The 12,656-nt window shown below is 55.5% G+C and carries 15 protein-coding genes; 11 read left to right on the top strand and 4 right to left on the bottom strand.

Annotation, left to right across the window (positions count from 1 at the left end; translation table 11 throughout):
* Positions 1-175: 175 nt before the first annotated feature.
* On the top strand, positions 176-598 hold the full coding sequence (locus ACUN8H_RS02230; protein ID WP_101146010.1) for an OsmC family protein: 423 nt from the start codon (positions 176-178) through the stop codon (positions 596-598).
* A 185-nt stretch (positions 599-783) separates the two neighbouring features.
* On the opposite strand, the gene ACUN8H_RS02225 is transcribed toward ACUN8H_RS02230, so the two are convergent.
* Entirely contained in the window at positions 784-1,212 is a 429-nt protein-coding gene (locus ACUN8H_RS02225) for a PRC-barrel domain-containing protein (RefSeq protein ID WP_445530540.1), read from the bottom strand.
* 354 nt (positions 1,213-1,566) lie between these two features.
* Here ACUN8H_RS02225 and ACUN8H_RS02220 point away from each other — a divergent pair, with 354 nt between their 5' ends.
* Positions 1,567-2,526, top strand: coding sequence for a L,D-transpeptidase family protein (locus ACUN8H_RS02220; protein ID WP_445530539.1), 960 nt, complete (start codon positions 1,567-1,569; stop codon positions 2,524-2,526).
* Between the two features lie 15 nt (positions 2,527-2,541).
* Here the strand turns inward: ACUN8H_RS02220 and ACUN8H_RS02215 are convergent, their stop codons facing one another.
* The gene (locus tag ACUN8H_RS02215; RefSeq protein WP_445530538.1) at positions 2,542-3,210 is read right to left on the bottom strand and encodes a 2OG-Fe(II) oxygenase; all 669 of its coding nucleotides are present in this window, start codon (positions 3,208-3,210) and stop codon (positions 2,542-2,544) included.
* Positions 3,207-3,878, bottom strand: coding sequence for a CoA pyrophosphatase (locus tag ACUN8H_RS02210; RefSeq protein WP_445530537.1), 672 nt, complete (start codon positions 3,876-3,878; stop codon positions 3,207-3,209). Before ACUN8H_RS02210 ends, ACUN8H_RS02215 begins: the two co-directional genes overlap by 4 nt.
* A 94-nt stretch (positions 3,879-3,972) precedes the next feature.
* On the opposite strand from ACUN8H_RS02210, the gene ACUN8H_RS02205 reads away from it, so the two are divergent.
* Positions 3,973-4,530: an NUDIX hydrolase gene (locus tag ACUN8H_RS02205; RefSeq protein ID WP_101146018.1), complete on the top strand. Its 558-nt coding sequence runs from the start codon at positions 3,973-3,975 to the stop codon at positions 4,528-4,530.
* Between the two features lie 25 nt (positions 4,531-4,555).
* On the opposite strand, the gene ACUN8H_RS02200 is transcribed toward ACUN8H_RS02205, so the two are convergent.
* Positions 4,556-4,867, bottom strand: coding sequence for an NGG1p interacting factor NIF3 (locus ACUN8H_RS02200; RefSeq protein WP_445530536.1), 312 nt, complete (start codon positions 4,865-4,867; stop codon positions 4,556-4,558).
* A 128-nt stretch (positions 4,868-4,995) separates the two neighbouring features.
* On the opposite strand from ACUN8H_RS02200, the gene ACUN8H_RS02195 reads away from it, so the two are divergent.
* The 8 genes from ACUN8H_RS02195 (at position 4,996) to ACUN8H_RS02160 (ending at position 12,609) form a co-directional block, all read left to right on the top strand.
* Positions 4,996-5,946, top strand: coding sequence for a sugar-binding transcriptional regulator (locus ACUN8H_RS02195; RefSeq protein ID WP_445530535.1), 951 nt, complete (start codon positions 4,996-4,998; stop codon positions 5,944-5,946).
* Positions 5,947-6,111: 165 nt separating this feature from the next.
* Positions 6,112-7,434, top strand: coding sequence for an ABC transporter substrate-binding protein (locus ACUN8H_RS02190; protein WP_336268716.1), 1,323 nt, complete (start codon positions 6,112-6,114; stop codon positions 7,432-7,434).
* A gap of 97 nt (positions 7,435-7,531) precedes the next feature.
* A complete protein-coding gene (locus ACUN8H_RS02185) occupies positions 7,532-8,422 on the top strand; it encodes a carbohydrate ABC transporter permease (RefSeq protein WP_445530534.1) in 891 nt (296 codons plus the stop codon).
* A gap of 37 nt (positions 8,423-8,459) precedes the next feature.
* Complete coding sequence (locus ACUN8H_RS02180) at positions 8,460-9,326, top strand: carbohydrate ABC transporter permease (protein WP_101146028.1); 867 nt, start codon at positions 8,460-8,462, stop codon at positions 9,324-9,326.
* Positions 9,327-9,338: 12 nt separating this feature from the next.
* A complete protein-coding gene (locus ACUN8H_RS02175) occupies positions 9,339-10,490 on the top strand; it encodes an ABC transporter ATP-binding protein (RefSeq protein ID WP_445530533.1) in 1,152 nt (383 codons plus the stop codon).
* A complete protein-coding gene (locus ACUN8H_RS02170; RefSeq protein ID WP_445530532.1) occupies positions 10,487-11,170 on the top strand; it encodes an HAD family hydrolase in 684 nt (227 codons plus the stop codon). Before ACUN8H_RS02175 ends, ACUN8H_RS02170 begins: the two co-directional genes overlap by 4 nt.
* A 13-nt stretch (positions 11,171-11,183) precedes the next feature.
* On the top strand, positions 11,184-11,981 hold the full coding sequence (locus tag ACUN8H_RS02165; protein ID WP_445530531.1) for an L-iditol 2-dehydrogenase: 798 nt from the start codon (positions 11,184-11,186) through the stop codon (positions 11,979-11,981).
* A gap of 7 nt (positions 11,982-11,988) precedes the next feature.
* On the top strand, positions 11,989-12,609 hold the full coding sequence (locus ACUN8H_RS02160) for a nucleoside/nucleotide kinase family protein (protein WP_445530530.1): 621 nt from the start codon (positions 11,989-11,991) through the stop codon (positions 12,607-12,609).
* The last annotated feature ends 47 nt before the right edge of the window (positions 12,610-12,656 follow it).

Below are 12,656 nucleotides of genomic sequence, written 5' to 3'. Positions count from 1 at the left end.
AGCGGTTAGGTAGCTAACTAGCTTACGGCTGAACGATGGCCGATGGAAGATGGAACTATCGATACAGCAGAGAAACAAAAAATCAGCTACGCTGGTTAGGTGGTTAAACGGCAGCTGTCGCTTAACCCTGATCGACAACACGTTAATGCATGATTGGCACACACAAGGAGTTGTTATGGATCGTAAAGCTAGCGCACGTTGGGAAGGTGGTCTTAAGGATGGTAAAGGCTCCGTTTCAACCGAAAGTGGCGTTTTGGATGCCAATTACTCCTTCAGCAAGCGCTTTGAAGATGAAAAAGGCACCAATCCAGAAGAGCTCATTGGCGCAGCACACGCCAGCTGCTTTTCAATGGCGCTCTCAATGATTCTGGGTGAGCAAGGCTATACCGCTGACTCCATTGAAACCAGCGCTAAAGTGACCCTTTCGCAAAGCGATGCAGGGTTTGATATTTCAAAAATTCACCTGGATGTCGTGGCAGCCATTAGCGGCGCCGATGAAGCTGCTTTCCAGGAAGCGGCGGAAAAGGCGAAAGCTAATTGCCCCGTCTCAAAAGTGCTTAAAGCCGATATCAGTATGACGGCTAAATTAAAAGGCTAAAGGTTCGCGGTTTAACGTTTACGCGCATTAAAGGTGTGAACGTTAATAATGTTGATCGTTACTGCTATTAAGTAATTAGACGGCTTTTAGTAGATTCGATCAGTGCGAATGTGTTAAGCGCAATAAAAAAGCCTTGGCAATTGCCAAGGCTTTTTGTGTGGCTGACTTATATGACTGACGCGAGCTTATTCTTCATCTACGTCATCGTTACGATGGTACTCTTCGGCAGATTCTAATGCTTCTTGTGACGCACTAACAGTAATAACATAATCTTCACCATTCTCGTCTTTGGTCAGTTCAAGTGAATCCCATTCGATGGCGACTTTTTTCTCACCCATTCCGAGGAAACCACCAACACCGACGACAACGGCATTGATTTGGCCATCTTCATCGATCACAAGATCAGTAATGGTGCCGATATCTTCATCATCTTCGACGGAGCTTTTCACTTGATTGCCGGTTAGGGTATCCGAGTGGAAAGTACCTTCTGGCGTTTCAGTTAGGTAGGTTGCTTCCATGGTGGCCGTATTTTCTTCGGCGTTGACTGTGCCTGCAGCAAACATAACAGTCGGCACCATGAGCGTACCTATAAAGGCGGATTTAATCATTTTCATTTTACTTGCTCCTTGCGATTTCATTTGAGCTTAACTACTTCGCGTTATACCCCAAATAAATCAATAGCAGATGACGGTGGCTGCGTATAAAAACACCACAGCTCCAGTGCTATCACTCCTATGTATGTTAATTACGTTTAGGTAATTAACGCCCTTCTGCGTCACTGCGCTAAGACAATTAACAGGTTAGTCGTTGTGATCAGAAATACAACCAATTAACTCAAACTTTTAGCCGACTAAGAGTATGCAGTGACTCATTAAACCTTAGGTCAGCGTCGCTGTGTCACACTCTGTCGAGTTGACCTGCTCTGCCCCAGTCGTCATATTCCTATTTAAAAAGGAGATACCCTGACGATGATTCCCCAGTATCGCCCCTTGCTGCGTATCAAGCAGCTCTGCGTGAGTAGTATCGCGCTGGGCGCCTGGCTATTGGCATCGACTGCCGCCGCTGATAGCAGTGAACTGCCTAAAGGCCATTTCCCTCTTCCGCAACAAGGCAATATGGTGGGCGAGTTGTATACCGTTACCGCCAGCGAAGAAGATACGCTTATGAATATTGCCCGGGCACACAATGTCGGCTACGAAGAAATCCGTATGGCCAATCCGGATACCAGTCTTTGGGTGCCGGGGGAAGGCACCGAGGTGATCATTCCAGGGCAGTTTATTTTGCCCGACGAAGCACGCACGGGCATTGTCATTAACGTGGCAGAGCTGCGCCTGTATTACTATCCCGAAGTAGAAAAGGGCGAGACGCCGCGGGTAGAGACGTACCCCATTGGGATTGGGCGGGATGCTTACAACACTCCGCTGGGTATTACCGAAACCACGATGCGGCTTGAAAACCCCGCCTGGTACCCCCCTGAGTCTATTCGCCGTGAAGCCGCCGAACGTGGTGACCCCGCGCCCGCGGTGGTGCCTCCTGGTGGCGATAACCCGTTGGGTCAGTACGCCATTTTGCTGGATATCCCCGGTTATCTGATACATGGCACCAATCAGCCGGATGGCATTGGTATGCGTGCTAGCCGTGGCTGTATTCGCATGCATCCGGAAGATATCGAGTCGGTATTTTGGCGCGTACCGGTAGGTACTCAGGTCAATATCATCGATTCGCCGATCAAAGTAGGCTGGAATGGCGACGGGCAAGGCCATATTCAGGCGTTTATCGCGACGGATGAAACCGCTTATGGCATGGACACGCTGCTGAATGTTGTCGGCATTATTGAACACCACGAGGGTGGCCCCAATAGCGCAGACTACGAGCAGGTACGTGAAGTGTTGGAACGGGCCAATGGGCAAATCGTGCCGTTAACCTGATCACGCCGCCAAGTGTTAACGCGCAGGGTCGAGCACACCGCCCAGTGAAGCGTTACGCCGAAACCAGCCCGCAATACTCGTGCGCGGGCAGCGTGTGGGCAGCACCTCGTGGGGAATGGTTTCTGACAGGAAACAGGCGAAGGTGCCTGCTTCCGGTATGACGCGGGTGACCTCTGTGTTTGGGTCATCAGGGTGGTAGATGACCATTTCGCCGCCACCATCGGCTGGCCACTCGGGCGTTAAATAACCCACCGTAGAGATAACCCGATTGGCGCGGCCGCGAAAGCTATCCACATGGCGCTGGTAAAAGGCTCCCGGCGGGTAGTGGGCGAAGTGTGCCTCATACTCGAACAGGCCTAAAAACAGCGCATGATTAAGGGCCTGCTGTAATTCGCTCATGGCGTCTAAATAACGCCGCTGGGCAGCACTCTCGCGATCGAGCCAGTGGATCGCGTCACCGCGAATATCCTTACGCAGCAGATGCTGCTGGCCTCGGCCAATGCCCGCTTCGTCCAAGCCTTGGTAAGCCGCTCGATGCAGCAGTTCATGGTTCAGTGCGGTACACAGTTCAAGGTCAATCACCTCACGGCCAACGTACCAGCCCTGCTCGACAAGCGCATCGACAAGGGCAACCTGCGTCGCTGGCTGGAGTGCAGGTGATGACGTAAAAACGTTGGGAGTCATTGTTTAGATCTCAATGGCGCCGAGCCGGAAACGGTCATAGAGGATGAGGAGAGACGGTTTTTGCGCTCAGGGTGGTGGCGCAGTGGCCCTTTGGGTCGCTGATATAAATCAATCGGCATACCGAAACCCTCGACCAGTAACTCGACCAGCATCATGGCAGATAATCCCCAGATCACATGGCCGTCCACATGATAACTGGGCACATAGTGAGCAACGCCGTCGACAGTAATGACATCGGTATGCGTACGGTGGTCATCTAAAAAATGGCTGAGCGGGACTTCAAAAATAGCGTCTAGCTCACCGGGGTCGGCCACCAGCGGTAAATCAGGCGGAATGATACCTACCCACGGGGTAACGCGAATACCGTGTAGCGAAATAACGTCTGAAAGCCGCCCTAAAGGTTCCACCAGCGCGGGGTCGAGGGCAATTTCTTCCTCTGCTTCACGCAGCGCCGTGGCATACAGGTCGGCATCGAAGGGCTCGCGCTTGCCACCGGGAAACGCCACTTGACCGCTATGGGTACTCAAGTGGCTAGCACGACGGGTAAACAGTAGGGTGGGGGCCGGTCGCTCAACAATCGGCATCAGTACCGCCGCCTCGGGCATGACCACATGATCCAAGCGTTGAGGCGTCAGCTGTTGCAGCTGGTTGCGCAGTTTCTCTAACATAGGGCATCCAATCACTTTGTTCTCTTTTACCCAGCAGCGGTCATTGACGTCAAGCGCGTCGAGGCTTCTATTCACTAGCCGTTGAGAATACGCGATGAACTTTTGTAGCCACTGTGGTGATAAGGTACGTTTTGCTCTCCCTGAAGGCGATGATCGCCCGCGCTACCTGTGCGATGCCTGCGGTACGATTCACTATCAGAACCCGCGCATTGTGGCCGGTACGTTGCCGGTTAGCGGCAGCAAGGTATTGCTCTGTAAGCGGGCAATCTCACCTCGCAAAGGGTACTGGACACTGCCAGCAGGCTATATGGAAAACGCCGAATCCACCCAGCAGGCCGCCGTCAGAGAGACGCGTGAAGAGGCCTGCGCCGAAGTCGAACTGGCCAATCTTTACACCTTGATTGACTTACCGCATATCAATCAGGTGTATATGATTTTTCTTGCCGAGCTGGTCGGTGGCTTCAGCGCCGGGCCGGAAAGCTTGGAAGTGGCGCTATTTGAGGAGCACGAAATCCCCTGGGACGAACTCGCCTTCACTACGATTGAGCGCACGCTACGCCACTTCTACGCTGACCGCCCCCACAATGCGTTTCCGCTGCATATCAGCATGGTGACGCCTGAGGATCGGGAGCGCTATTTTGGAAGTGCCTAAGCCGTATCGCCGTTCGATCAACGCGCTATAGATCGGCTAATTGACACACATCATAAGCGACTTCTTCATAGGGGTGGGCAAGTTTTAAAGCAGCAATGGCACCGTGAACATGCGCTTCGTCGCATACCATTTCAACTTTATACTCTTCCACCTGTTCCAGGCTGCCAACCGAACCGATATGAGGGTTGGCACCTTCCATTGGGCGAAATTGCCCCGTGCCGCGTGTTTGAAAACAGACATTCTCATACACCCCTATACGCCCAGCGCCCGCCTCGAACACGGCTTGCTTAACGCTGTCGGCATCCTCAACGGGAACAAAAAAGGCCAGTTTGTACATGCTATGTCTCCCTGCCATCGGTTCATCATCAAACGCCGGACTACTACTATGTTAGCGGATAGACGACTATTGGTCGCGGGCTTGGCTTTGTAGGATGATGTTTTGGTCCCCGTTTAGTGAGCCATCTTATGGATAAATTTGAAGTAAAGCTGGATCAGGCGGCCAGAGCTGCTTGGATGTCTTACGTGGGTGGAATGACCCAGGATGAGATTGCCAGCCAGTTGGGCGTGTCGCGGCCAGGCGTTCAGCGCTTATTAGCCTTGGCTCGCCAAGAGGGGTTGGTGAAAGTGCATATTGACCATCCGATCTCTCACTGCATGGCGCTGGGCAGTGCGTTACGTGATCACTTTGGGTTGACCTACTGCGACGTGGTTCCTGCCGATAACCACGCCGCCGATAGCGCCGCGTCCTATTTGGCCGTGGCCGCCGCCGAGCGGGTGGCACAGTTGGTCGAACGCAGCGAACCATTGACGCTTTCGTTGGGCACCGGCCGTTCGGTGCGCGCGGCGGTAGAGGCGCTCAGCCGTGTCGAAAGGCCCCAGCACCGCTTTGTATCGTTGGTAGGTAATGTGGCCCGCGACGGCTCCGCTAACCGTTACGATGCGGTGATGGTGATGGCTGATAAAACCGGCGGTGAGCGCTTTTTGCTGCCCGCGCCGGTAGTGGCGGAGACGCTGGCCGAAAAAGAGGCGATGCTAACGCAGCGCTTATTTAAAAAAATTGCCGATGTGGCGCGTGAGTCCGAGGCCGCCTTCATTGGCGTTGGGCGTATCGACCGACAGGCAACCCTGTTCCAGGATCATTTTATCAGCGAAGGTGAGTTGGATGAGTTGCTGGGCTTGGCCGCGGTAGGGGAGTTGCTTGGCTGGCCGCTGAACAGCGACGGTGAAGTGATCGACTGCTCCATTACCCGTCGGGTCACCAGTCTGCCCCTGGAGCGCTTTGGCAAGCACCACATGGTGGCGATCGCGGGCGGCAGAGAAAAAGCCCCGGCAATACATGCTGCGCTGCGCGGCGGCTGGCTAAAAGGGCTGGTGACCGATGAGGTGGCTGCTCGGCAAATTGTCGAGGCGTTATAGGGGCTTGCAGTGTGCGCTGCAACATGCGCAAAGGGCGATACGTTAGCGTAAAGTCTAAGCTGATCGGCTTTGCTTTTTTTTGGCTAACGTACGATCATTTGTTCGATTGATGATCAATGAGATCAAGGCAACAACAATGCCAATACATGCCCATAGGAGTGCTTTATGCGACTCGCACGTCACTTGCCCGTCACCGCGCTAGCGGCTGCCATTGCCCTATCTAGCCATGCCCAGGCGCAAACCGAAATCACCGTGGCGACGGTTAACAATAACGACATGGTGATCATGCAGAGCCTTACCGAGGCTTTTGAAGAAGCGCACCCCGACATTACCCTGGATTGGGTAGTGCTCGAGGAGAACGTGCTGCGTCAACGCATGACGACCGATATTGCCACCGGCGGTGGCCAATTTGACGTGATGACTATCGGGACTTACGAAGTGCCCATTTGGGCAGAGCGTGGCTGGCTTTCTCCGCTGGACGACCTGCCCGAGGATTACAACGAAGATGACCTGCTGGCATCCGTGCGCGATGGCTTGAGCCTGGATGGCACCCTTCATGCACTGCCGTTTTACGCCGAAAGCTCGATGATGTACTACCGCCAGGATCTGTTTGATAAAGCGGGTATCGAGATGACCGAACAGCCCACCTGGGAAGAGGTGCGCGAGTGGGCAGGCGAACTGCATGGTAGCGAAGAAGGGCTGGCGGGCATCTGCCTGCGCGGCAAGCCGGGCTGGGGCGAGAACATGGCCTTCATCACCACGCTCGTGAACACCTACGGGGGGCGCTGGTTCGATGAGGAGTGGAATCCAGAGCTTAACTCTGAGCCATGGACGAACGCTGTCCAGTTCTATGTCGACCTGCTCAATGATTATGGCCCACCAGGAGCTAGCTCCAACGGCTTTAACGAAAATCTGGCCCTGTTCGCACGTGGCAACTGCGCCATGTGGGTAGACGCCACTTCAGCGGCGGGCAAGCTTTATGACCCCAACGAATCCGATGTGGCGGACCGCTTAGGCTTTGCGCCAGCGCCTATCGCAGAAACCCCGAAAGGCTCACACTGGTTATGGTCCTGGGCGCTCGCGATTCCAGCCTCTTCCGAAAAACAGGAAGCCGCACGTGAGTTTATTACCTGGGCGACCTCACAAGAGTACATCGAGCTGGTGGGTGAAACCGAAGGCTGGACCAGCGTTCCCCCCGGCACGCGTGAGTCTACTTACGCGAACGAGCAGTACACCGAAGCGGCACCTTTTGCTGATTTCGTGCTGAAGGCCATTCAAGAGACTGACCCCAACGACTCGACGCTCGAACCAAACCCCTACGTTGGCGTACAGACGGTCAACATCCCCGAGTTTCAGTCAATTGGTACGCAAGTGGGCCAATCCATTGCTGCCGCCTTAACGGGTGACACGACGGTCGAGCAGGCCCTAGACAACGCGCAGCGTGCCACTGAACGTACGATGCAACGGGCTGGCTACATCGAAAGGTAAAAAGTAACGAACGCCTGCCGGTTCACTCGGCTAGTGGTAGTGACGGTAGGCGTTTTATCGATGTTTTATAGCAAGTCAGTTTTCCGCAGGTATTCCCATGACTAAACCCCGTGCTTCCGGCCGTACCGTCGGCGGGCTGAGAACGCTTTCGCTTCAAGCGCCCGCAGTGATATTGCTGCTGCTTTGGATGATTGTGCCGTTAGGCATGACGCTATGGTTTTCTTTTCAATACTACAACCTGCTAATGCCCGGCATGACCGGCTTCGCTGGGGTGGAGAACTACCAATACTTACTCACCGACCCAGCCTTGTGGGCAGCCATGGGCAATACGCTGCTGCTGGTAGGCTGGGTGCTCGTGATTACCGTAGTGGGCGGTACCTTGCTGGCAGTGCTGTTCCAGCAGGAGTTTGCAGGGCGTGGTATCGCCCGCGTACTGGCCATTTCACCGTTCTTTGTCATGCCCACCGTGAGTGCACTGGTGTGGAAGAATATGATGATGCACCCCTCCAACGGGGTGTTGGCGTGGTTGGCTGAGTCCATTGGCCTGCCCGCACTTGATTGGTTTTCGGCGCTTCCGCTCACCTCGATTGTGATCATCGTCGCGTGGCAATGGCTACCCTTTGCGCTGCTGATTCTACTCACCGCGATGCAGTCGCTGGATGAAGATCAAGTAGAAGCGGCGCGTATGGATGGTGCCGGGCCAATGGCGATTTTCTTCTTTATTACGCTGCCGCACTTAAAGCGCGCGATCAGCGTGGTGATCATGATTGAAATGATCTTCTTGCTGACCATTTTCGCCGAGATTTTTGTGACCACCTCTGGTGGGCCTGGTTTGGCGACCACCAATTTAGCCTATCTGATTTACATTCGTGCACTGCTGGATTTTGACGTAGGTGTGGCGTCCGCCGGTGGGGTGATTGCCATCATCCTGGCGAATATCGTGGCGATCTTCCTGGTCCGCATGGTGGCCAAAAACCTGGAAGACTAGACCGGCACTTGCTAGACCGGCAATTGGGAGTAATTCGATGACAACATTAAGTTCCAAAACGGCGGCGCCACGTTCGGTATCGGGGTGGCGTTCGGCACGAAGCAAGCGCATCTTGCTAACGGTATTGGGCTGGTCGGTGGCAGTGGTCATTTTCTTTCCGATTTTCTGGATGATTCTGACCGGTTTCAAAACTGAAACGGCAGCCATTGCCGATCCTTCACTGATTTTTTCACCCACTCTGGAAAGCTATCAGGCGGTGCATGATCGCTCGGGTTATGCACGCTTTGCACTCAACAGTGTCGCGGTGGCGTTTGGCTCAACCTTGCTAGCGCTACTGATTGCGATCCCCGCGGCGTATGCCATGGCCTTTTTACCTACTAAGCGCACCAAAGGCACGCTGCTGTGGATGCTTTCCACCAAAATGCTGCCTTCGGTCGGTGTGCTGGTGCCGATTTACCTGATTTTTCGTGATGTGGGGCTACTGGATACCCGCACGGGGTTGATCATCGTCTACACGCTGATGAACCTGCCGATAGTGGTATGGATGCTTTACACCTTCTTCAAGGATATGCCCAAGGACATCCTCGAAGCAGGCCGCATGGACGGTGCCTCGACCCTGCAGGAAGTGCTCTTTCTGCTGCTGCCGCTAACGCTGCCAGGCATCGCCTCGACAGGCTTGCTTTCGGTCATCTTGAGCTGGAACGAGGCGTTCTGGAGTCTCAATCTGACCACCTCAAATGCCGCGCCGTTAACGGCTTACATCGCCTCATTCTCGAGCCCTGAGGGGCTGTTCTGGGCCAAGCTGTCCGCCGCATCCACCATGGCCATTGCGCCCATTTTGATACTCGGTTGGATGACGCAAAAACAAATGGTACGTGGCCTGACCTTTGGCGCCGTCAAGTAAAGGATCTTCCTCATGGCAACACTACAACTGCACAATATTACCAAGCGTTTTGGCGACACCGAGGTGATCAAGGGCATCGACCTTGAAGTGAATGACCGTGAATTCGTGGTCTTCGTTGGCCCCTCCGGTTGCGGTAAATCGACCCTAATGCGCATGATCGCCGGGCTGGAAAGCGCGACGGATGGCGATATCTTGATCGATGGCCAGCGGATTAACGACGTAGGGCCCGCCGATCGCGGCCTGGCGATGGTGTTTCAAAGCTACGCGCTTTACCCGCACATGACGGTCGAGGGCAACATGGGCTTCAGTATGCGCCTAGCCGGGGTGTCGAAAGAGGAGCGCCGCGCCAAGGTATTGGAAGCCGCCAAAATTCTGCAGCTAGAGCCACTGTTAGACCGCAAACCCAAGGCGCTTTCCGGCGGTCAACGCCAACGGGTGGCGATTGGCCGTGCGATTGTGCGTAACCCCAGCATCTTCCTATTCGATGAGCCGCTCTCCAATCTGGATGCCGCGCTGCGTGTGCAGATGCGCATCGAATTGGCGCGTCTTCATGATGAGCTGGACGCCACCATGATCTACGTGACCCACGACCAGATCGAAGCGATGACCATGGCGGATAAAATTGTCGTCCTTCATGACGGTGTGGTCGAGCAGGTGGGGTCGCCCATGGCGCTCTACCACCACCCACGCAATCGCTTCGTGGCAGGGTTTATTGGTTCCCCTAAAATGAACTTTCTACCCGTGACACTGGCCAGCGTATCGCCTGAAGGCGTGACGATTCGCCTGCCGGGTGGCGGTGAGCGTAGCGTACCGGTTGAAGGGCATCGCCTGGATGCCAACGCGGCGCTTGAGTTGGGCGTTCGCCCTGAGCACTTGGTACTTGAGGATCAAGGACCGTTGAGTGGTCAAATCAAAGTGCTGGAACGTCTTGGTGGACAAACTTCGCTCTACGTTCAAATGGACAGTGAGCTGATCACTATCATGGCCGATGGCGACGTGGCTTACCGTGTAAACGACACCGTGCACTTCGGCTTTGCCCCCGAGCGCGCGCATTTATTCGATGCGGACGGCCTAGCCCTGCCAAGCCTGCAGCAGCATCCGCTGGCGGGGCTTACTCGCCAGGATAACCGCGCGCCCGGTTCGCCTGCTGAGGAGCCTGCATGAGGACCCTCATCTTTGACTGTGATGGTGTGCTGGTCGATAGCGAAGCGATCGCGGAAGGTACGCTGGTGGAGTACCTCTCCCATTGGCTGCCCGATCTGAATATCGACCAAGCGCTTGGCCAAGCCTTAGGGATGACTACTGAGGATATCCTGCGCCATCTTGAAGCATTAAGCGCCCACTCATTGCCAGATGATGCGACCGAGCAGGTGGATACCGCCATCGAGGCTCGCTTGGCGCGGGAGCTTAAAGCCATCGACGGAGCCGACATGGCGGTTCGCGGGATTAGCCTGGGAAAGGCGGTGGTCTCGAACAGTCGGCGCAGTCGCGTGCTGGCGTCGCTGGCGAGTACGCGCTTGGCAGAAGCCTTTGGTGAAGTGCCTATTTTCACGGCAGACCAAGTGACCCATCCCAAGCCTGACCCCGCACTCTACCGGTTGGCAGCCTCTCAATTAGGCCAAGTGCCGCGAGACTGCCTGGTCGTGGAAGACAGTGTTGCTGGGGTGACGGCCGCCCACGCCGCGGGGATGTGCGTCATAGGGTTTGTCGGTGCAAGCCACGTGGATGCTGAACAGCCGGCGCGCCTTACCCAGGCGGGCGCCTGGCGGATTCTAGAACACATGCATGGCTTGGAAGCCTTGGTGAATGAGTGGCAGTCCAGTGCCAATAACGCGTTGCCCTAATGAGAGCTCGACCATGAAACTAACCAACAAAACCTCAGTGATTACCGGTGGCGCTAGGGGTATCGGCTTGGCCATTGCCCAGCGTTACTTGTCAGAAGGCGCCAGCGTCGTGGTAGCCGATATCGACCAGCGCGCCATCGATGAGGCCGTGGCGACATTGCAGGCGACATTGCAGAAGCAAGGGCTCGCCGAGCAGGTGATGGGCGTGGCGCTGGATGTCTGCGACCAAGGCTCGATCGACGCCATGATCGACGCGGTGACGCAGCGCTTCGGCGGCATCGATATCCTGGTCAACAACGCTGCGGTGTTCGATATGGCGCCGGTGCTCAAGGTGACAACGGCGAGCTTCGATAAACAGTTCGCGGTCAATACCAAGGGCATGTTCTTTACGCTGCAGAGCGTTGCCCGCTCGATGGTCGCCCGTGGCCAGGGCGGCAAGATTATCAATATGGCCTCACAGGCGGGGCGCCGCGGCGAAGCGTTAGTCAGTGTTTACTGCGCTAGTAAAGCCGCAGTGATCAGCCTGACCCAATCCTGCGGGTTGGATCTCATTAAACACGGTATCAACGTCAACGGCATCGCCCCGGGTGTGGTCGATACGCCAATGTGGGAAGAGGTCGATGCACTTTTTGCCCGTTTTGAGAATCGTCCGCTCGGTGAAAAAAAACGCCTGGTAGGTGAGGCGGTGCCGTTCGGACGCATGGGGTTGCCGGAAGATCACACTGGCGCGGCAGTATTCTTGGCCAGCCAGGACAGCGACTACGTGGTCGCTCAGACCCTGAATGTCGATGGCGGGAACTGGATGAGCTGAGGTCGCCATGTCGCCTGATCTTGATACGTTAGCCGAGCAACTTATTTGCGCCGCCGAAGGCGCTTCCCGTTATTTAGTGGCGTTGGCAGGCCCGCCGGGCGCGGGTAAATCCTACCGGAGCGTCCTGCTCTGTGACGCGATCAATCAGCGCCTGCCGGGGCAGGCCGGGCTGGTGCCCATGGATGGTTACCATTTCGATAACGCTGTCCTGGGTGAACAGAAATTGCCGCTCAAAGGCGCGCCCCACACCTTCGATGTAGAAGGTCTGCGCTGTGATCTTGAGCGGATTCGCCAAGCCAATCAGCCAGTGGCTGTACCGGTCTTCGACCGCCCGCTGGATTTGGCCCGCGCTGGCGGGCGGGTGATTGGCCTAGAACAGCGCATTGTCATCGTCGAAGGTAACTACCTGCTACTTGATCGCTCGCCCTGGCGTGAACTGCGCCCGCTATTCGATTGGACCCTGTTTCTAGAGGTCGACAACGTCGTTCTGGTGGATCGGCTGATCAGGCGATGGCTTGAAATGGGCCAGGATCGTGCCGGGGCGCTCGAGCGTACCCACCATAAAGACATGCTAAACGCTCAATTGGTTAAACGCTGCTGCTTGCCGCCCGACCAGCGCTGGCGCTGACACCCTTACGCCACTTTATTATTCCCATCGTGCCAAGTAGGCCTTGG

It is taken from the genome of Vreelandella sp. V005, from assembly GCF_052645115.1.
This window is presented reverse-complemented; position numbering and strand designations above follow the sequence as displayed.

Bases quoted from the DNA above. Each gene is read 5' to 3' on its own strand.
- ACUN8H_RS02205 (WP_101146018.1), top strand. From the start codon at position 3,973: ATGAACTTTTGTAGCCACTGTGGTGATAAGGTACGTTTTGCTCTCCCT.
- ACUN8H_RS02160 (WP_445530530.1), top strand. From the start codon at position 11,989: ATGTCGCCTGATCTTGATACGTTAGCCGAGCAACTTATTTGCGCCGCC.
- ACUN8H_RS02185 (WP_445530534.1), top strand. From the start codon at position 7,532: ATGACTAAACCCCGTGCTTCCGGCCGTACCGTCGGCGGGCTGAGAACG.
- ACUN8H_RS02165 (WP_445530531.1), top strand. From the start codon at position 11,184: ATGAAACTAACCAACAAAACCTCAGTGATTACCGGTGGCGCTAGGGGT.
- ACUN8H_RS02225 (WP_445530540.1), bottom strand. From the start codon at position 1,212: ATGAAAATGATTAAATCCGCCTTTATAGGTACGCTCATGGTGCCGACT.
- ACUN8H_RS02195 (WP_445530535.1), top strand. From the start codon at position 4,996: ATGGATAAATTTGAAGTAAAGCTGGATCAGGCGGCCAGAGCTGCTTGG.
- ACUN8H_RS02215 (WP_445530538.1), bottom strand. From the start codon at position 3,210: ATGACTCCCAACGTTTTTACGTCATCACCTGCACTCCAGCCAGCGACG.
- ACUN8H_RS02170 (WP_445530532.1), top strand. From the start codon at position 10,487: ATGAGGACCCTCATCTTTGACTGTGATGGTGTGCTGGTCGATAGCGAA.
- ACUN8H_RS02175 (WP_445530533.1), top strand. From the start codon at position 9,339: ATGGCAACACTACAACTGCACAATATTACCAAGCGTTTTGGCGACACC.
- ACUN8H_RS02220 (WP_445530539.1), top strand. From the start codon at position 1,567: ATGATTCCCCAGTATCGCCCCTTGCTGCGTATCAAGCAGCTCTGCGTG.
- ACUN8H_RS02190 (WP_336268716.1), top strand. From the start codon at position 6,112: ATGCGACTCGCACGTCACTTGCCCGTCACCGCGCTAGCGGCTGCCATT.
- ACUN8H_RS02180 (WP_101146028.1), top strand. From the start codon at position 8,460: ATGACAACATTAAGTTCCAAAACGGCGGCGCCACGTTCGGTATCGGGG.
- ACUN8H_RS02200 (WP_445530536.1), bottom strand. From the start codon at position 4,867: ATGTACAAACTGGCCTTTTTTGTTCCCGTTGAGGATGCCGACAGCGTT.
- ACUN8H_RS02210 (WP_445530537.1), bottom strand. From the start codon at position 3,878: ATGTTAGAGAAACTGCGCAACCAGCTGCAACAGCTGACGCCTCAACGC.
- ACUN8H_RS02230 (WP_101146010.1), top strand. From the start codon at position 176: ATGGATCGTAAAGCTAGCGCACGTTGGGAAGGTGGTCTTAAGGATGGT.